This window comes from Streptomyces sp. NPDC090106 (assembly GCF_044747265.1).
GTDB lineage: Bacteria > Actinomycetota > Actinomycetes > Streptomycetales > Streptomycetaceae > Streptomyces.
In genome coordinates, this window is the sequence record NZ_JBIVDS010000009.1 from 198,985 (window position 1) to 219,885 (window position 20,901).

Annotated in this window: 4 protein-coding genes; all 4 read right to left on the reverse strand. The window is 71.2% G+C overall.

All coding sequences use genetic code 11. The features are described 5' to 3' along the window. Positions 1 to 178 precede the first annotated feature (178 nt). From ACIPSE_RS28350 to ACIPSE_RS28365, 4 genes are read right to left on the reverse strand one after another with little or no spacing between them, the layout of a single operon-like run. Positions 179 to 16,753, reverse strand: coding sequence for a hypothetical protein (locus ACIPSE_RS28350; RefSeq protein ID WP_401667643.1), 16,575 nt, complete (start codon positions 16,751 to 16,753; stop codon positions 179 to 181). A 16-nt stretch (positions 16,754 to 16,769) separates the two neighbouring features. After that, entirely contained in the window at positions 16,770 to 17,129 is a 360-nt protein-coding gene (locus tag ACIPSE_RS28355) for a hypothetical protein (protein ID WP_401667645.1), read from the reverse strand. A gap of 2 nt (positions 17,130 to 17,131) precedes the next feature. Further along, positions 17,132 to 17,605, reverse strand: a complete 474-nt coding sequence (locus tag ACIPSE_RS28360; protein ID WP_401667648.1) for a YbaB/EbfC family nucleoid-associated protein — start codon at positions 17,603 to 17,605, stop codon at positions 17,132 to 17,134. Further along, positions 17,602 to 20,889, reverse strand: a complete 3,288-nt coding sequence (locus ACIPSE_RS28365) for an AAWKG family protein (protein WP_401667650.1) — start codon at positions 20,887 to 20,889, stop codon at positions 17,602 to 17,604. Before ACIPSE_RS28365 ends, ACIPSE_RS28360 begins: the two co-directional genes overlap by 4 nt. Positions 20,890 to 20,901: the final 12 nt, after the last annotated feature.

Consider the following 20,901-nt stretch of genomic DNA (forward strand, 5'->3'; position numbering starts at 1 on the left):
GCGTTCCATCCCTTCGGCTTCTCCAGCCTCTTCGAACACATTAGCTTGGGTCGAGCAGTCTGCGGTCGATTCCCCAACCGCTGCGGCCCTCTTGGTTACTTGACGATGTGCGCCAGGTGAACCGCCGGTTCCGAACGGACGATTCCTCGCCCGCCGGGACGTCAGAAACGGTTTCCCATCAGCGAGTTGGCGCGAATGCAGGACGATAGACACCCCCGACCAGGGCCAGGACGATAGCAGGTCCGCCGACGGGTCCGAACTGCCGTACCCCGCCTTCCGGTTCGATGATCGTCAGTCTGATTCCCAGCTCCTCGGCGAGTAGTCCGGCGATGGCGTCGGTGACGGGGCCGCTCTCCGTGATCTGCCGCAGCAGCCGGTACCGCTCGGGCAGCGGCGGATCGACCTCCGCCGCGGGGAGGGCCGTCCCGCCGAGTTCGACGAAGACCCTCTGCTCGGCGTTGAGGGGGATGCCGGCCTTCGTGAGGTCGTCGGTGGACAGTTCCGGGCGTCCGCCGAGCCAGTCCGGGCCCGCGAGGAGCGGTGCGTGGACGGCCGCGTCGGGGGCGGAGAGCCGCTGCTCGACCCACTGGTGCAGGGCGTCGGGTCCGTCCGCGGCGCCGAGCGCGTCGATCAGCGCGGCGTCGCCCCGCGTCGGGTGCGGGAGGTCGGATCGCAGGGCGTGGATCAGCGACTCGGCGAACCGGTCGCCGTCTCCTGGCACTTCGGGCAGGTGGAGGGGTGTCCCGCCCAGGGTGAGGACGCCGTCGGCGGACCAGGCGGGAACGGGCGGGGCGGTGGTCCGGGCCGCCTCTTCGGTGGGAGGGAGGTGCGTGGTCCCCTGCTCCGACACCACAGTGCCGTGCTCCGACACACCAGTTCCCTGCTCCGACAGCGCCGTCGCCTTCTCCGAGACGGTCTGCGTGGTCTCCGACACGGTCTGCGTGTTCTGCGTGCTCTGCGTCACGGTCGACGTGCCGGGCGCGGGTCGGAGGGCGCCGGTGGACTCGGCCACGGTCCGCAGGCGGGCCAGCGTCGACGCCGTCAGTCCGGCCGTCAGTCGGCGGGCGTCGGCCTCGTCCGTCCCGTGCCGGCGCAGGAGGTCGGCGAGGCCGTCGCGTGTCTCCTGGTCCTGCGCGTTCAGGGCTGGCGGCGACGGCTTCGGTACCGGCCGCGGGACCGGGGAGCTGCCCGTGGATGTCGAAGTGGCCGGAATCAGCGCCTCGTAGTGGTCCCGGCCGTTGTAGTGGATGTACACCGTGGGGCCGGTGGCGTCCGGGGCGAGGTCGATCGTGGTGTGTCCCCCGTCGCCGCCCGGCTGGACGAGGACGAGGCGTACGCCCAGCCTGCGGGCCAGCAGCGCGGGCGCGTCGTCGTAGAACGGGGTGTGCCAGAGCGCCGTGGACCTGAGGGAGCGCGCGACGAGCTGGCCGTAGCCGGTGGCGAGGAACTGACCGCGGTCGGCCGCGACAAGGGCCCTGGCCCGCGGGGGGAGGGCCGAGCGGACACGCTGCCAGGCCGCGTCCGCGCGTGTGTCGCCCGCGGGGGCGCGCAGCAGGTTCAGCGCCTGGGCGCGCAGCGTGTCGGCCTGGGCGAGCCGGGTCAGGCTCAGGGCGCGGGCCGGGTCCGTCTCCCAGGGGTCGGACGCGGCCGGGGGCAGGAGTGCGGCGACGGCCGCGGCAGGGAAGCCGGAGAGCAGCTCGCGTTCCTGGTCGTCGCCCGCGAGGGACCGCAGGTCCGCCTTGCGCTGTTCCTGCGCGAGCTGACGGGTGATCCGGTCGCGTTGCCCGTCGGTCAGGTCCGGAGCGGTGCCGAGGCCGAGCAGGCCCTGAAGTTCGGTGAGTCCGGGGAACAGGTCCGCGACCAGTGTCTCCAGAGGGTCCTGGGTGGCGTGCAGGGCACGGAAGGGGGCGGCGTCGGCGGAGTGGGTGTACCAGTCGGCGAGGTTGCCCCGCACGCGGTGCACGGTCGCGGTGGAGCCGGGTACGGGCAGGCCGGGCTGCTGGGCCTGCATGCTGTCCAGCACCGCGATGAACAGGCAGTTCCCGTCGCCGCGTACGGGTCGCACGGTGAAGGAGCCGTCTCCGGTGTCGATCCGGCGGCCGGTGGGCTTGGGCAGGACGGGTGGCACGGGCGGGGGGACGGGGGCGGACTCGTCGGCGGGCTTGATCCCGACCGCGCTCTCCCCATTGGCGTCGGGGGGTGCCGGAGCCTTGGGCTCGGTCGTCGTCGCCGGGTCCTTCACCGGTGCCGTGGTTCCCAGGGGCCGGGCCGGCCGGTAGTGGCTGTCGGTGAGGCTCAGGACCACGTGCGGGCGGGGAGCGTCGGGGTCGTCGACCAGGCCCTGGAGTCCGCGCCTCGGCGTTGCGGACCGCGAGCCGCTGTCGGGGTCGTAGTGCTCGAAGCTGCCGTCGGCCCCGACCACGGTGACGCGGACGCCGAAGGTGCGGGCGGCGAGCATCGGCAGCAGGTCGGCGGCGGAGTGGTTCCAGCCGCCTTCCGACGGGGCGTCACCGCGTCGCAGGAGCTGGGCGACGGCGAGGCCCGCGCGGGCCTCGGCGCTCAGGTCGGCGGCGTGCGGGAGGTAGCCCAGGGCGTCGAACTCGCGGCGGGAGGGGGTGTCGGTGCCCAGGTCGACGCCGGCGTCGTCGAGGTCGCGGGCGCTGAAGGTGTCGGTGTCGTCGGGGGTCGCGAAGGCCAGCAGGTCGACGTCGGCCGGGTCGGTGAGCCGGGCGGCGAGCCTGCGGCGCAGGGCGGGGACCGCGTCGGGGCTCGTGGGGTCGACGCCGATGGCGGCGAGCAGGGCGGGGTCTGCGTCGGTGAGGCCCTGGAGGAGGGCGCGGAAGAACGCGTCGCCGTCCCTCGGCACGTCGTCGACGACGTACGTCTCGCCGCCGGGTGCGGTGAGCAGAGGGGCCGGTCCCGTGTCGTCCCTGGTGTAGTGGGGCCGCTCGGGGGTGGGGTCGGGGGTGGGCACGGCCGGAGCCAGGTACGTGACCTCGGGCGGTTCCGTGATGCCCTCGAGTTCGCTCTTGCCGGCCTCCGTCGCGGCGAGGCGGTGCCAGCGGGTGAACTGGTCGGCGGCGGCGCGGACCCGGTGGTATTCGGTGGCGGCGGTGTCGGCCGCCGTGCGGAGCCGGTCGAGTTCCTGGCGGCGGGTGTCGAAGGCGTCGCGGGCGGCCTTGAGCCGTTCGGTGGCGGCGTCGTGGGCGCGGGCGGGCGCGAGGAGCCGGCGGTTGGCGCCGGTCTGCCGAGTGCGGGCGGTGGCGAGGCGGCGCTCGGCGGTCTCGCGGATGGTGGCGGCGGTCCGCCGGGCCCGGGTGGCGTCGGCGGGCGGGGCCGGGGTGGTGGCCGGGCCGGCAGCCGCCTGTTCGAGGGCGGCGAGGCGGGTCTCGGCCTCTTCGTGAAGGAGACGGGCGGTCTCGACGGCGAGGTCGGCGGCGGCGCGGATCTCCTCCTCCCGCCGCCGGGCCGCGTCGAGGTCGTCGGCGGCCCGCTGGAACTGGTCCGGGCCGAGTTCGTTCCCGGGCAGTTCGGCCCAGCCGGGCAACATGTCGAGGGTTTCCCGGGCCGTCGTCACGAGGTTCCGCGCGGTGGTGCGGTCCTGGTCGGCGGTGTCCCGGGCCGTGCGCAGGCCGGTTTCGGCCAGGTCGAGGGCGTCGGCGGCGTCGCTGAGGTCCCCCGCGGTCTCGTGGTCGGCGCGGAGGTCGGCCTCGGCCTGTTCGACGGCGGTGTCGGCGCTGTCGGCGGCGTCCAGGTAGGGGTTGAGACGGTTCTGGGTCTCGGTGACGGCGGTCTCGGCCGTACGGACCGCGTCGCGCAGATGGACCGCGGTGCGCCGCTTGGCCCAGTACTCCTTGTCCGCGTCCACCCAGCCGGCGCTCGCCTCGCCGACCGCGTCCCAGGCCTTGCCCGCGGACTCGGGGAAGTTGGTGTCGGTGAGGAGCATCAGCTCGCGGGCGACGTCCTCGCGGACCCACGCGACGACGTACGCCTCGCTCTCCATCGCCTGCGCTCCGGGCCGGGCGTGGCCGAAAGTGCCCCGCAGGTAGGCCATGGCCCGGGAGTCCTTGAAGGTGCGGTGGACGTCGCCGACGCCGACGAACCGGGTGGGGACGGCGAACAGGAAGATGCGCGGGGTCTTGGGCTTGAGGTTCCGCGAGGCCAGGTGGTCGTCCGTGACGGGGATGGCGTCGGCGTCGAGGGCGTGCGGGCCGCCGCCGAGGAGGCCGACCTGGTTGAGGCCGATGTCCTGGGAGGCGTCGTAGAGGAATCCGGCGCCGAGGTGGCCGGTTTGGGTGTGTTCGTTCGACACGGCGGTGGCGGCGCCGTCGCCGGACTGGTGGAGCACCTCCAGGCGGGCCCCGTCGGCGACCGTGAGGAGCAGGGCGCGGCTGAAGTCGGGGGTGGAGTGCAGGGCGAGCTCTCCGGCGTCGCTGCCGAGGAAGGACTTCTCGGTCAGTCCGGCGACCTGGTAGCCCTCGGGTTGCAAGGTGCGCGGGTAGAAGGACGTGACGGCCATGTGGCTGGTGCCGTCCTCCAGTGCCTGCGCGGAGCCGGTGCCGAGCCGGGTGAGGCCCGTCTTCCTTGTCCTTCGCAGGAGTTGGGTCAGCGCCTCGCCGTCGGGTCCGTCCTCGGTCTCCAGGACGGTGAGGGAGAAGCCCGCGTCGTAGGCGCGGGTGAGGAGGAGGTCGTTCGCGGTACGGATGTTGTCCACTCCGAGGACGCCCCGGGGGTGAAAGCCGGTCTCGGGGAAGGTGAACGGCCGTTGCACGCCGTCGCCGTAGACGACCGTGATCTCCGTGCGGACGGCGGGCAGGGGCGTCGGCCGGGGTGCTCGCGCCAGGGCGGGGTCGGTCCTGGGGTCGGGCGCTGGCAGCGTCCTGCGCGAGGTGGTGGTGTCCTCGGGTGTCGGCTCCATGAGGCTGAGCGGCACGTGTTCGCGCAGTTCCCCGACGCCGTGTTCCTCGACGATCCGGTTCCTGCCCAGGAAGCGGTCGAAGGCGCTGAGGGTCCCCTCGTCGGCCTCCCGGCCGGCCGGGTCGCCCTGGTGGGGGGTGTCGTCCGCCTCCAGGGTGATCCGCAGGGTGTACGGGGTGACGATCTCGGCGTGCGGTTCGGTGGTCACCGAGCGGTAGATCGTGACGGTGGTGTTCGAGTGGCTGGACGCCACTGTCCGCTTGTGGGTGCCGGTTTCGGTGTAGGTGGGTCCGGCGCCCACGATCGAGGGGTTGTCGGTGTGCGCGATCTGGCTGGTCACGATGCCGAGGTCCATCCCGGAGGACGCCTCGGAGGACCGCGTGACGACTTCGGAGGCGCGCCGGTTGTCCTCGATCTCGGAGCCGTGGTCGAGTCCCTGGAACTCGGCTGTCCCGGGGATCAGTTCGACGCGCACCCGGACCCACCGCTTGCCGATGCGGACACTGCCCCAGCCCGCTCCCCTCTTCCTGACCATCGCGGAGGGGCCGGTGGTGGTCATCTCGCCCTTGAGGGCCCGGGTGGCGCGGGCGGTGACGAGCTGGCGGATCTTCTCCCGGCTCGCGTCGTCGAGCCCGAGCCCGTCGAGGCGGCGCTCGAAGGCGAGCAACGCGTCCGTCGGATCGAGGGAGTTCACCGCGTACGTCCCGAACGCGGCGCTGATCAGCCAGGGTTGGGGCGACCAGAGGTGCTCGGAGTAGCGCGGCACGTCACCGAGGCCGTCGTCGATGAGGCCCATCCGGTGGGCGCTCTTCTCCGGCAGGTGGGCCAGCATGCCCGCGGGGGTCTCCAGTTCCGCGCCCGCCGCTCCGGCGAGGATCGAGGGGACGAGCGAGCTGCCCGCCGCGGCCCGCCCGATCCGTCCGGTCCCGAGGCGGCTCGTGGTGAGCGCGAACCAGTGCTGTACGTCGCCGGTGACCAGCACCTGGTTGACGGAGGAGGCCCGGTTGACGTCGGCGACGACGGTCCGCACGACGGAGACGGCGAACGCGCGGGACGTCGAGACGGGGTGGGCGACCAGGCCGTACACGCCCATGAGTCCGTGCCCGGGGTGGCGGACGGCGTTGTAGCCGAGCTGGCCGCCGAAGACGAAGGTGGTGACCTTGGTGACCTTGCCGGCGGCCTGGCGCGTGGCGCCGAAGGCCAGCTCGGTGTCCATGGCCATCGAGCCGGTGAGCAGGCTGAGGCCCGACACGGAGGTGGCGTAGCGGTAGGTCCCCCAGAGGGAGGTGGCGGGTCCCTTGCCGAGCAGGCCGCTGCCCGTCAGGCCGAGCGGGCCGGAGCTCTGGTCGAAGTTGGCGGTCAGGTACTGCGGGGTGAAGACCCGGATGATCGCCTCCCGGGTGGGGGCGCCGTCCTTCACCAGGTGCCAGGTGCTGCCGGAGGCGCTGTGCAGGACCTGGTTGACGGTCGAGACCAGCCGGGGCGTGAGGACCGCGTTGACGATCGCGTAAGGGTGCTGGCGCAGTTCACGGAACTGGTCGGTGCCGCGGGTGGAGAGACGCCCGTCGCCGGTTCCGCCGCCGGGGAGCACGAGGTCGCCCTTGGCGAGGGCCAGGGCGCGTTCGGTGCTCATCGCCACGGGTTCGGGCTCGGCGGCCAGGTAGGGGTTCAGCGCCCCGTCGGCGTGCGGGTCCGCCTCGGGCGCGTGCTGGACGGGGACGCTGATGAGGACCTGGCCGCGGACCGGGCCGCCGCCCTTGAGGAACCCCATCGACGTACGGCCGAAGATGATGTCGGTGGGCTCGTCCAGGACCAGCAGTCCGGGCAGGCCGAACCCGAACCCGCGGATCAGGCCGCGGGGCCGCCAGTAGCCGCCCATGGTCGCGGTGAGGTCGAGGGTGTAGCGGTAGAGGTGGGCGGGCGACTTGCTCACCGACATCGGCTCGGTGGTGACCGTGGAGCCGAAGCCGGTCTCCGACTCCCGCTGCCAGCCCTTGCGGGCGCCCAGGGAGAGACCGAGCGTGTTCAGTCGCCGTCCCGCCTCGTCCACGTTGTTGTCCCGGCCCGACAGCGTGCCCTCGAAGCCCACCTCGGCGCCGCGGCGGGCGGCGACCTGGCCGTCCATCCGCTCGGCGCCCTGCGCGCTGAACCGGATGCCGTCGGTGATGTCCTTGCCCTCGAACTGCCGTCCGCTGAGCGTTCCGTGGACCCACACGGTGTAGTACGTCTGCCCGACGGTCCCGGGGTCGGTGAGGCGGACGCGCAGACCGATCGTGGTCAGTGCCTCCAGGCCGCCGTTGACGTTCTGCTGCGACAGCACGCCGAGGATCTGAAGGGTGTTCTGGAGGGCCGTGTGGTAGTGCTTGGCGTTCCGCCAGCGGGGCGGCACGGGGAGGTTGCGGGCCTCGGCGGCCAGCCGGTCCGGGTCGCGCCGGACGAGGTCGTGGAAGCGGGCGCGCCAGCCCTTGGGCAGGTTGAGTTCGTGCAGGGGCACGACCAGCCCTCTGCGGCGGGCGGCCACGGCGGCCACGACGCTGTCGGCGAAGTCGTCGAGCAGGGTGCGCCCCACGCCGTCGGCGTCGTCCGGCACGACCCGGGTGGGCCGACCGTCCTCGAAGGTGAACTCCTTCACCCGGTGCATGCCCAGGGTGCGGGGCCGGTCCACGCTCAGATAGGCCGGGGCGTGCGGCACGGCGCCGTGGCGCAGCACCAGCGCGGTGCCGTCGTCCCAGCCGGCCAGCCGGCGCGCCTCGGCGCTGGTCATCCGGTCCAGGCTCCAGGTCAGGAACTGGGTCGGCGGCCCCGTGTCGCCCGCGCGGCGCACCCGCACCGACTTCACGACCACGTACAGGGCGGTCTTGGGACCCTTGACCTGGCCGACCGCCTTCAGGGCGCCGGAGCCGCCGAGGCCGCCCGCCCGGTTGCGGGTGAAGGAGTACTGGGCGTTCGGTCCGAACTGGAGCCGCAGGTCGAAGGGGGCGAGGCCGGGGTCGAAGAAGTTGAACGCCGGTCCGGCGGCGCCCTGGAGGACGATGTTGCGGCCCTTGGTGCGGACGCGTTCGCTGCGGATCACGGACGTGCTGCTGTCCCGGATCTCGGCCATGTCGGTCTCCCCGAACAGCACGGCGCTGCGCGGGACGACCTCCTCGACGACGAACACGCCGAGCGGTGACTTCTTCTTGTCGTCGGCGAACAGCGGAGGCGTGGTGAGCCGGCCGCGCGCGAGGGTGGCGCTGTGCCGCTGGAAGCTGTCGCCGGAGAAGAACGTGTCGAGTTCCTCGTAGGCGGTGCTGCCCGGCAGGACGCCGAGGAGCGAGGCCGCCCAGTCGCGGATCGCGGCGACCGGCCCGTATCCCTCGACATGGACGAACCGGTACTGCGTGCCGCGGTCCAGGTTCATCGAGCGCGGGATCCGGCCGGGCTCGCCGACCTTGGTGACGCTGTCGGGGAGCCTCGCCTTGATTCCGTTGCGCATCCCGAACTCGAAGCGCGCCGGGACGATCTGGACGACGTCCGCCTCGGGGTCCTCGGTGGCCGGGGTGGCCTCGGTGGCCGGGGTGGCCGTGATCGCCGGGGTTGCCGTGGTGGCGGCCGTGTCGGTGTGGGTGTCGGTGACGACCTGTCCCTCGGAGTCGACGACCCACATCTCGTAGTGGAGGTCGTCGAGATAGGTCCGGGAGTCGTCGAGCGTGCGGGTCTCCGTCTGGTTCTGGCGGCCGTCCGTCAGCGTGTAGCCGACCTTGTTGATGAAGCCGAACCGGAAGGCGAGCCGCCCGTACCCGCCGTAGGCCGCCGAGCCCACGGGGCCGAGCGGCCCGCCCGTGCCGTACGACGTGTTGGACTGCACGGTCTTGGTGAAGCCGAAGAGCGCGGCGGCCTGGTGCATGGTGTCGAGCTTCGCGGTGTGGATGACACCGTCGTCGAAGAGCGTCCAGGTGCCGCGGTGGCGGGCCTTGATGTGCAGGACGCGCAGTTTGCCGTCCTCGTTGACGTACGGGAACGGGCGCCCGCGGTCCGCCAGCGACTTCGGCTTCTCGCGCAATGTCCGGGCGATGTCGGCCGACAACTGCGCCTGGTCGCGCGGCCGTACGCCGGGCCGGTTCGCCAACTCCTCGCGGATACGGGTCACCACCTGGTCGATCCCGCGCAGGGCGACCTCGCTCTGGCCGAACGTGTGCGGGCTGTCGAGGAGTTGACGTCGTTCGTCGTCGGTCAGGCCCTCCGGCAGCAGGGCTTCGAGGTCGTCGACGTAGGCGGGCATGGTGCGGTCGTCGTCGAGCTTGGCCGGGGTGCGCCGGCCGGCGGGCGGGGCCGTCATCCCGGGGTCGAGGACGGGGTCGTCGCCGCTGCCCTCCGACTTGGGCGCGGGCGGGGCCTCCTCGGTCGTACGGTCCAGGGGCAACTGGACGGCGTGCGTGCCCGCGCTGCCCTCCTCCGGGGTCAGAAACACACCGGAGGATCGATTCGCCACCAGGGTGTACGGGGCCGTGCCGGGGTCGAGTTCGTCCAGGACCTGGCGCAGGGTGTCGATGTTCTCGACGCGGCCGATCCAGCCGCTGTCACCCCGCAGATAGGCGCCCGACGGCACATGGACGAAGTCGTCGCCGAAGCCGACCCAGCCCTCGGCGGAGAGTTCCTCACCGTCGGGCAGGCGGACCCGGCCCGTGGTGCTCACCTCGTATCCGAGCGTCTGCGCAGCGGAGGAACCGGAGGCGATCGACGCCGTGTCGGGCGCGACCGGTGTCCTGAGGGTGACGGGGAACCACGTCTCCTCCGGGGTGTTCTTGCCCTTGCCCCCCGGCACGGGGACGTCCGCCACCGGGATCTCGACGACACCGGTCTCCCCCTCCGGGGTGCGCCGGGGCTCCATCAGGGTCACCCCGCGGCCGAGCGGCCACCGCGACGCCAGCGGGTCGACCCCGTTGTCCCGGGAACCGCCGCGCAGACCGCCCCGGCGCGGCCCTCCGGACCCGGCGTTCGGGTCGAAGGCCATCGACGGGAGCAGCATCGGCTCCTCCTGGGCCGGCGCGCGGTTCACGGAGGCGTTCGGGTTGTAGGCCGCCTGCGGCAGGAGGAGACCCTCGTTCGGGTTGTACGCCGCCTGCGAGAGGAGCTGGGGCGGGTTCGGATCGTAGGCCGCCTGCGGGAGGAGCATCGGCGGGGCGTGGGGGGCGGGCGCGCCCGGGGAAGCGGGCGGGGAGTCCAGGTCCGAGGTGGAATCGTCGTCCGAGTCGTCGGCGTCGTCGTTCCCGTCGTCGGAGTCCTCGTCGTCGGAGTCGTTCTCCTCGTTCTCGTCCCCGTCCTCGTCCTCGTCCGAATCGGACTCTTCGAGGTTCTCGGGGAGCGGGGGCAGGGCTGCTCGGACCTCGTCCATGTCCAGCGGGGCGCCGTCCGCCGGGAGGGTCGCCACGGCCTCGATCGTGTTGAGCACGTGGTCTTCGAGCAGGCTGTCGTCGGGACCCAGCTGGTAGACGCGTACGGCGTACTCCTGGATGCCCTGTTCGCTGGTGGCTTCGGGGAAGAGCTCGGCGGCCGTCTCGCGCAGCCGGTGGAACGCGGCCATCCAACGGGTCTCACTGGCCTCGTCGGTGGTGGGGATCGAGTCCCCGAACATCCCCCTGGCGATACGCACCGTGTCGACCACCCGGACGCGCTGGTCCCCGACGGACTCCTCGGTCAGCCCCATGGCGCGGGCCAGGCGGTCGACGCGCGCGGTGTCCCGGGGGCCGCCGAGCTGGTTGAAGCTGTCCCAGCGGGCCCAGCGGACGTTCTGGTCGAACCGCTCCATGCCCTCCTTGAGATCGGCGACGATCTCCGGCAGGGAGAAGCCGCCGAGGAAGAGCGACTGGGAGTTCATCAGCACGGAGGGCCTGAAGCCCTGCTCCAGCAGGAACTTCTGCATCAGGGTGTGGACGTTGACCCGGCTGTTCGCGTCGGTGAAGGGCTGGAGGATCTGCAGGGCGCGGGTGACGCGCGCGATCGCGGTGAGCTTCTCGTCCGGACCGAGCGCGAGGGCCACCTCGGCGTAGTACCGGTCCAGCAGGAACTGCACCGCGTTGCGGGCGTCCTCGATCGTGTAGTTGCTGGAGACCTTCTTGTTCCAGAACACCATCAGCGGCCTCGGCCCGTCCGACCGCTGCCCGACCCCGTCGGTCAACAGGGGCCGCCCGAGGACCACTTCGTCCTTGACGTCGTCCGCGAGACGGGTGACGCCCGTGCCGCGGTGGGTGGTCAGCGCCGAGCCCGACCAGGTGGTGGTCCTGTTCCTGCCGCCCTCCTCCAGATGTCCGGTCGCGAGGTCGTGCATCCGCTCGTAGGCGTCCACGTCGACGCGCGACCAGTCGCGTCCGCCGTCTCCGTCACGGCCGCCGTCGAGGACCTCGGCGTACAGCTCGGTCATGCCCTTGCGGTAGCCGGGGTACTTGGTCCGGTCCAGATGCCCGCCAATGTCGTCGGGGTCGGACTGGAGCACGTCGTCGTGCACGTTCGGGTCGATGAACAGCCGCCACCAGGAGCCCTGGAGGAGCATCTGCGACAGCCGCGGCACCGCGGACCGGGGCGGCGTGCCGGAGGTGCCGCCGAGGTAGAACTCGCGGACCCGCTCGTTCGGGAACCGGCCGCCGATCGCGACGTTGTCGCGCAGCTCCTGCTCGGTCAGCGGACCCAGTTCGTTGTAGCGCCGCCAGTTGTCGTGGTACGCGAAGTCGAGGCTGTGCCGGTCCGGGTGGGCCTCCTCGGTGGCCCACACCTCGATGGCCTTGAGGACCTCGTGCAGCGAGTGGTGGCGGTTGGCCAGGAGCGTGCCGACGAGCGCCAGGCGCATCAGCCCGAGGTCGAGTCCCGCGTTCCACTGCCGGTTGGCCGCCTCGACGGCGTTGAGCCAGAAGTAGGCGGTGCCGGAGAGGCCGGTGACCAGCAGGGCGCCGGTCCGCTGGGCGGCGAAGTGCGGGGAGTCGTCGACCGTGAGCCTGAGCCTGCTCGTCTCCGGCAGCGTGGGCGGCCGGTGCGCGATGCCGGAACGCTCCGCGCCGGTCGTCCAGTCCGCGCCGTCGGAGGAGAACTCCCGCTCGGCCTCGCTGAGCGGCGGGCGCGCCCGCGCCGGGTCGGGCAGATTCAGCGGACCGTCCGAGGGGGTGCCGCGCCAGAGGCGGTCCGCCGCGATCAGGGGTGGATAGGTCTTGCGCGTGCCGTGCAGCTGGTCGAAGACGTGGTAGCGGAGGCCGTTCCACAACAGGACCGTCTGCTCGCGGAAGTTGCCGCTCTCCACGACGGTCCGGAGCGCGTCGACGGACCTGCCGACGGAACCCGCGACGGAGTTGTCGATGGAACCGAGCATGGGCCGCAGCAGCTCGGGGGTCCGCTCCCACAGCATCGTGACGAACCGCTTGACCTCGGCGACCACTTCCGGGTGCTCGGAGAGGTAGTCGCCGAGCCGGGCCTCGTAGTCCTCGGCCTCGCTCTGGTAGCGCAGGCGCTCCAGGTCGTCCCCGCGGATCGGCGCGTAGTCCGGCGGCAGGGTCAGGACCCGGTCCTCGGCCGGGACTTGGAGGGTGTCCGCGAGGATCCCGGCCATCTCCGGGACGGAGTAGCCGCCTTGGAAGAGCGAGGCGAGCCGGGTGGTGACGACCGGGCTGAAGCCCTGTTCGAGCAGGAACTTGTGCAGCAGGAGGTGGACGTTGATCCTGCGGTTCGCGTCGTGGAACGGGTGGATCACCTGGAGCGTGCGGATGGCCCGGCTGATCGCCGCGAGCCGGTCCATGGGCGTGACCGCTCGTCCGACCTCGTCGTAGTACCGGTCGAAGGTGAGGTCGACGAACTTCTCGACCTCGCCGACCGCGTAGTTGGTCTGGAGCATGGGTTCGTCGGCGGAGAAGGTCTCCACCGCCGTGATGAACTTCGTCTCCGGGTCCTGCTGGGACCAGTAGTGGGAGTTCAGGTTCACGACGAGCGGCCGGCCGTCCAGCCGCTCCGCGAGCAGGTCGTCGCTGAGGACGGTGTTGCGCAGCGGGAAGCTGGTCGGCTGTCCGCCGGACCAGCCCGGCTTGTCCTTCAGATGGGCGACGGCGAGATCGTGGAGCGCGAGGTAGGACCGGGAGTCCATGCGGTGGGCGACACCGTCGTGGCTGTCCAGGTACAGCCGGTAGGCGTCCTCCATGCCCTGCCGGAATCCCGGGGACTTGTCCCGGTCGTACACGCCGCCGGGGTCGTGCGCGTGGAACTTGACGACCCGCTCGTGGTCGCGGGGGTCGATGAAGAGCTTCCACCACTCGGACCTGGAGAAGAAGTCCGACAGCCGCCGGCTGGTTCCGTCGGACGGCGCGAAGTCCCGCGTCGGGTCGAAGGGCGGCACGACCGGACCCTGCGGGGCGGGGTCGCCTGACGGTTCCGGGGACGTCGAGGCGGCGGGCACCGGGGGCGCCACGGGTCGTGGACCGCCACGCACGGGCAGGGCGAACAGGCCGTCGTCGGACTCGTCGTCCGAGTCGTCCTCGTCGGAGTCCTCGTCACTGGACTCGTCGCCGGGCTGTCCCCCGGGGGCCGCCGAGGGACGAGCGGGACCGGACGCGGTCGCGGCCACCGGCACGGGCCGCACCAAGGGCAGCGCGAACAGATCGTCGTCGTCCGACTCGTCGTCGGAGTCGTCGGACTCTTCCTCGGCGTCCGACTCCTCGTCGCTCTCGCTGTCGGACTCCTCCACGGCCACCGGCGCCGCAGCCGCGGGCCGAACCGGCACCGGAACCGGACGCGCCACCGGAGCAGGCACCACATCGTCGTCCGACTCCTCGTCCGACTCCTCCTCGTCCGACTCCTCCTCGTCGGAATCCTCCTCGTCGGAGTCCTCGGCGTCCGGCTGTTCCTCGTCCTCGCTGTCCGACTCGTCGTCGGATTCGTCGTCGCTCTCGCTGTCGGACTCCTGCACGGCCACCGGCGCCGCAGCCGCAGGCCGGACCGGCACCGGAACCGGACGCGCCACCGGACCGGGCACCACATGGTCGTCCGACTCCTCGTCCGACTCCTCCTCGGAGTCGATGTCGGAGTCGGCGTCGGAGTCGGTGTCGGACTCCGGCGAAGGCGTCGAGGACGTCGTGACGGGGACCGGGGCCGCGGGACCCGGACGGGAGGTGGAGTCGCCCGCCGTGGGGATCGGGGTCGGGGCGGAAGGGGCGCCGCCGCGCAGGCGCTGGGGCAGGCCGAGGCCGTCCCGGAGGCGGTCGGCGAGGGTGGTGGCCGAGTCCCGGTCACCGGTCGTCACGAGGTGGACGGCGACCTGCCGTACGGCGTCCCGGTACGCGTCGACGGCGTGGCGGGAGTCGGCGAGGACCGGGTGCAGTTCGAGCGGCAGGACCAGTGCGGCGGCGGTGTTCCACGCCTGGTCCGGCGTGAGCGGGGAGTCCTGGGGTGCCGCGGCGGCGAAGTCGGCGTAGGACTCCTGCCAGATGCGCCGGGAGGCGTGCGCGGCCGTGGTGTCGAGCGAGCCGTGCCACGGGCCGGGCCGGGTCATCAGCTCCTTGACCTGCTCGACGACGGCGGGGTCACCGAGGTCCGTGTACGCGTCGAAGCCGAGGTCGGTCAGATCCTCGGGCAGGTCCGCCGTGGTGATGTGGTCGGCGATCCACTGCCGTTGGACGTCGTCGCGCTGGACGACCGGCACGATGTCGCTCGGCGAGTCCGGTCCGTAGGGATCGACGCCCAGGTCACGGAGCTGGTCCTCGGTGTGCGTGAGGTGCGCCCGGGCCTGCTCGACGTCGGCCGTGGCCTGGGTGAGGGCGTCCGCGTCACGGCTGGATCCCACACCGGTGTCGATGCGGTGCCGGATCGCCTCGGCCCTGCGGGTCGCGTCGGCGACCGACCGCGCCGCGTCCGCGTGCTCGGCGCGGGCCGCGGTGACGGTGTCCGGGTGGACCGTTGCCGGGGGGTTGCCGAGGCCGGAGTCGCCGGGGAGGGAGCTCTCGCTGTCGAGGTCGGCGTCGAGGCCGGTCCGCTGGTCGCCGGTGACGGCCGCCTTGCCGCTCGTCTTCCCGGTGTCGGTGCGGGTGTCCGAGGCCGGGTCGTCTCCGGTCGTCCGGTCCCCCGGGTCCGCTCCCTGGGTGACCGGTGCACGGCCCGGTGTCGTCGTGCTCTGCTGCGACGGGTTCTGCTGGGACCCCGGGGTGCTCTGCGGCCGGCCCTGGCCGGTGTCGGCGCCGGAGGAGACGGAGGAGGACGGGGTGTGCGACGTCGTCGTCACCGGGTTGGCCGGGGTGTCGATCGTGTCCGGGTCGGCGAACGAGGTGTCGAGGTCCAGCCCGTTCGTGACGTTCGTGCCCGGCGTCGTCGAAGTGCCGGTCACCTTCCCGGGGTTGAGCACGGACTCGATGTCGGAGGGGGTGGTGGTCGTGCTGGAGGGGTTCGGCGTCGTGACCGTCTCGGTGTCGATGTCCGTGTAGTCGGTGAGGTCGGTGTAGTCGGAGTGGTTCGACCCGGTGGACGTCGACCTGATCGACGGTGAGGAGAGCGGCGAGACGGGCGAGTTGGTCGTCGTGGAGGTGGAAGGGGACGGCGGTACGTAGGTCGTCGTCGAGGTCTGCGGGTTCGTGGTGATCGAGGACGTCGGCGTGGGGGACGGCGTGAACGTGGCCGCCGAAAAGGTGGTGGACGTCGTCGAGTTCGCGTCGAACGTCGTCGTCGTGGAGAGCGGCTTGGCCGTGGGGACCGGGGACGGGATCAGCGTCGTCGGCGGGGTCGTGACGGGCGGGTTGACGTAGTCGCCGCCGCCGGTGACCGACTTGCCGCCCGATCCGGAGCCGTTCCCGGAGCCGCCCGAGCCGCCGCCGTCCAGGTCGAGGTCGTTGAAGTCGACGTCCAGGTTCTTGTTGAAGTACTTGTTGTAGACGAAGAACCCGGCGCCGCCGAGCGCCACGGACGCGCCCAGTTCGAAGACGGCGCTGGAGCCGCTGCCGACGAAGGTCTCCCACTTGAAGTCCCAGTTGCCGGAGAAAGCGCCGTTGACGACGTACTCTCCGAGCCCTTCGGCCGCGCCGTAGACGACGAAGGCACTGACGATCTCGGGCGGACCGTTCTTGAAGATCTTGTACGGCATGCCGTTGGGATTGAAGTGGAACTTCGTGAGCACGTCGGCGTTGAAGTTCTTGAAGATGTTCTTGAAGGGCTTGGCGACCCATTCGAAGACGCTGCCGAAGAGGCCGACGACAGCGCCGAACGCGGCGGCCTTGCCGACGTCGCCCCAGTCGATGCCGTCGGGCTTGCGCCGGCCGCTGTTGAGGGCGATCTGCGCCAGCCGGACCGCGAGGGTCTGGAGGGCCTCGGTGACCGCCTCGGTGAGGGTCGGCATGATGTGCGTCATCGTCAGCAGCCGGTCGATGATCATGAGGACCGCGAACCGGCTCCTGGCCCGGGCCAGCAGGATCTGTGACAGGGACGCGCCGCCCGTGAAGGCCATCAGGGCGGTGAGGATCGCCAGTTCGGCGATGAGCATGATGATCTCGGCGATGATCTCCCACTTGGACGCCTGGACGTTCTGGGAGAGATCGATCTGCCGGTTCTCGAACTCGGTGATCTGGTCCAGGACACGCTGGACCGGGTCGGGGCCGCGGCCGTCGCCGACCAGCATGGTGAGACCCTGGACGTACTGCTCGGCGACCGCGGGCGGCAGGGAGTCCCGCGCCTTCGTGATGGTGTCCCGCGCGGTGTCCCTGAGCTTGCCCAGATTCCTGCCGTAGAACGTGTACAGGTCCTGGCTCGCCCAGAGCAGGTTCTCCCTGGCCTGCAACGGCATCTCGCCGATGAGGCCAAAGAGCATCTTCCGCACGTCCGGCGGGAAGTTGATCTCCTCCATGTGGTCGCCGCGCCGCTCAGTGCTTCCCGGATCCGCCCTCGGACCCGTCGAGCTTGTTGCTCTGCAGGTTGATCCCGTCCAGCGCGTCCTGCTGGGTGCCCTCGATGTTGTGCAGGGCGCCGAGGGTGGCGGATCCCAGGTACGAGAAGGCGGCGCCGTACTCGCGGAACACCGACAGCAGGATGTCGTTGGTCTCCGCGAACTGCGGATAGTTCTGCTGGTAGAAGTCGTCGTCGTAGCCGTACGCGCCCAGGTACTCCGCCTGCTGGGACAGGAAGGAGTCGCCGCCCTTCTTGGCCAGGGCCGGGAGGCTCTCGATCAGTTCGATGCCCTGTCGCAGTTCGGCGGGGTTCGCCTCGTACCGGTCTCCAGACATGGTCACCTTCTCCGCTCTCGGTGCTGGTTGTCGTCCGGGTCCTCGTGGATCTCGTCGCGCAGCCGGTCCCTGGCCGCGCGGCCTCGTCCGCCGCCGTTGCCGTCGTCGAGCGCGGAGCCGAAGACCCGCTCCCAGTCGACGTCGATGCCGCCCGTCCCGGCCAGGCCGCCGCCCTGCCGGGTGAGCGGGGCGAACGTCTCGATCACCCGGTGCGCCATCTGCGCGCGGGCGTCCTGCACGGCCTCCACCACGGACGCCGCGACCTGGGGCGCGGGCAGGTTGCGGAACCGGCCGTCGAGGAACTTCAGCCCCGTCAGCTCCCCTTGGGGTCCGACGGTGGCCTCCACCATGCGGTCGCGGGACCGTGCGGTGGCCGTGGCCTGGCCGAGTTCGTTCTCGGCGCGGGCGACCGCGCTCTGCACGGCCTCCAGGTCGGCCATGGCCTGCGCCAGCTTCTCCTTCATCGACTCGCTCATCGGCCGATCACGGCGGGCGCGCCCCCTTCGTCGGCTCCCCAGACGTCGTCGTCCTCGGGCTCCCACGCGTCACGGGCGCGGTTGCCGCTCTCGGTCTCCGGCCGGCCGGGGGTGCCGCCGCCCTGCGGCGGGAGGAACGGGGTGCCGCCGGTGGTGGGTCCGCTCGCCGCCACGCGCACCTCGTCGTCGGCGTAACCGCCGTTGCCGCGGGCGCCGTTCACGCCCGCCCCGGGGCGGCGGTTGCTGACGATCTCGCTGTCGATGACGTTGCGGACGCGTTCGCCGTCGTTGTTCCCGGCGCCCGCACCGGCGCCTCCCATGCCGCCCATGCCACCCATCGGCATGCCGCCCATCGGAGAGCCGCTGCTCCCGGAGGCCGCCGAGGAGGCCTCACCGGTCGCCGCGCTCGAACCGTCCAGTCCCATGGCGGCGAGGCCGGGGAAGGCGCCCGCGTTGAGGAGCTGGCGGTTGCTCGACGTCGTCGTGGGAGTGGACGAGGAGCCGTAGTCCAGCGGGGACTGGTAGGGGGTGTCGTCGTACAACTCCTCCTCGTAGGAAGGGTAGTTGTACGGCGAGTTGCCGGAGGAGGTGTTGTACGACGGGAGGTCACCGCCGTTGAGGTAGCCGGAGGAGGTCGAGCCGTCCGGGAGGGTGATGGTGGTGGAACCGGTGTCCGGGTCGACCGTCTGGACGGTGCCGTCGGAGTACTCGGTGACCACGTTCCCGTTCGGGTCGAGGTGGGTGACGCTGCCGTCCGGATTGGTCAGCAGATCACCGGTGTTGAGCGGGCCGGAGATGGTGGTGCCGTCGGGGCGGGTGATCGTGGAGCTGTGGGTGAGCGGGTCGATCGTGGTGGAGCTGCCGTCGGGGTACTCGGTGACGATCCGCCCGCTGTCGTCGATGTGGGTCTCGCCGCCGCCGGGAAGGTCCAGGGTCGCGTCGTTGACGGGGCCGGAGATGGTGGTCGGGTCGAGGAGTGACAGGTCTCCGTTGTTGAGGAGGCCCTGCTGGCTGTTGCCGTACTGGGAGTAGGCCTCCTGCTGGCGCTTCTCCGCCTCCTGCTGGAGCTGCTCCTGCTTGGCCTCGGCCTCGGCCTGCTTCTTCTCCTGCTCGGCCCGGAGCTGTTCCTGCTTGGCCTCCTGCTCGGCCTGCTTCTGCTCGGCCTTCGCCTCCGCCTGGGCCTGCTTGGCCTCCTGCTCCTTCTCCTTGGCCTCCTGCTTGGCCTCCTGCTCCGCCTCCTTGGCCTCCTGCTCGGCCTTGGCCTCGGCCTGTGCCTTCTCGGCCTTCTCCTCCGCCGCGGCCTGCTTGGCCTCCTGCTCCTTCTCCTTCTGCGCGGCCTTCTCCTCGGCCTCCTTCTCCTTGGCCTCCTGCTTGGCCTCGGCCTCGGCCTGCTTCTGCTCGGCTTCCTTCTCCTTGGCCTCCGCCTTCGCCTCGGCCTCGGCCTCTTTCTGCTCCTGCTCCTTGCGCTGGCGCTCCTGCTCGGCCTTCGCCTGGTTCATCTGGGCGATCTGGAGCTGTTCCTGGCGCGCCTGGGCCTCGGCCTGCTTCTGCTCGGCCTCCTTCTCCTTGGCCTCCTGCTTGGCCTCGGCCTCGGCCTGCTTCTGCTCGGCTTCCTTCTCCTTGGCCTCCGCCTTGGCCTCGGCTTCCTTCTCCTTCTGTTCCTGCTTGGCCTCGGCCTCGGCCTGCTTGGCCTCCTGCTCCTTCTCCTTCTGAGCGGCCTTCTCCTCGGCGGCCTTCTCCTTGGCCTCCTGCTCGGCCTTGGCGGCGGCGGCCTTCTCCTCGGCTTCCTTCTCCTTCTGAGCGGCCTTCTCCTCGGCTTCCTTCTCCTTCTGGGCCGCCTTCTCCTCGGCCGCCTTCTCCTTGGCCTCCTGCTCGGCCTTGGCCTTGGCCGCCTCGGCCTCCGCCTTCGCCGCCTGGTCCTTCATCCACTGCATGTAGGCGGCCTGCTGGGCGGCGGCCTCCGCGGCGGCCTTCTCGGCCTTCTCCTTGTCGATCTCCGCCTGGTCCTTGGTGAGGTTCTCCTCAAGGGAGTTCCCGGCGCGCGACTTGAGTTCACCGAGGTCGAAGCTGGAGTTGCTCCAGGCGTTCTTGACGTCCTTGAGCGCCTCGACGGCCGCCTTGTCGAGTTCGTCGACGACGGTCTTCTGCCAGTCGAGGAGCGCCTGGTTGCCGATCTGGGCCCAGGTGGAGAGGTCCTTGAGATCACCGAAGTCGTGGGCGGCGTGCTTGGCGTCCCCGGGGTCCTTGGCCTGGTTGTCGAAGCCGGCTTCCGCTACGTAGTTGACGTAGGTGCTCTCACCGGCTGATTCGATCTCGTAGGTGATCTTCGTGATGTTGTGGTCCCAGACGTGCTTCATGACCCGGGACAGCACGCCGTGCAACGCGATCAGCGGGTTTCCGTGCAGGTTCGACCAGTTGGCCCAGGCGTTGCGCAGATCCGTGGCGGCGCCGCTGAGCGCCTTCTTGGCGTCCCGGATCTCGTTGCCCTGCTTGGAGAAGTAGCTGCCGTTGGGGCTCATGTCCTCCGCGTAGTCGGAGTACTGCTTGTTGAGCTTCTTGACGAGGTCCCAGAAGACTCCGGCGGCCGTGCCGCGCCAGGCGTCGTTCTTCTCCACGCCGACCCTGGTCTGCCACTCCTCGATGACCTTCTGCTGGTCGATGAAGAACTTGGCCACCCGGTCGAACGCCCCGGCCACCACGTCGAAGTTCTTCAGGGTGACGGACGCCGCCTCGTCGACGGACCGCTCGTTCCAGCTGAAGCCGTGGGTGCCCTCGGGCTGGTCCAGCAGGGCCTGGAGGGCGAGTCCGGTGCCGTAGCTGTACTGCGTGAGCGGGCGCGAGTCCCAGGTGACCTTGCCCATCCCCAGGTGGTTGTCGTACTGGCTGCTGAAGGTGGAGCCCTCGTAGTAGCCGCCGGACGGCGAACCGTCGTGGCCGCCGCCCTTGTTGCCGAGCATGGTGATCCGCGCCTTGTGCATGGACACGGTCGAGCCCGCTCCGCCGGACCCGCTGGTGGAGTAGAACGGGATGACGAAGTCGGTGTTCTGGATCATGTAACCGGCGTTCTCGTACAGCCAGTTGAGATCCTCGGTGTCGACGTAGTCCACCTGGGAGACGTCGGATATCTCCACCTTCATCAGGGGAATGCCCTCGTTGCCCACCAGCGTGTCGAAGATCTCCTCACGCTTCGGCGCGTCGTACCCGGTGAACAGCTTGACGGCCGCGTGCCAGTGGTCGTTCGTGGAGGTGAGATCGCCGGTGATCTTGGTGGGGTCGAGAGCCATGCCGAGGGACCT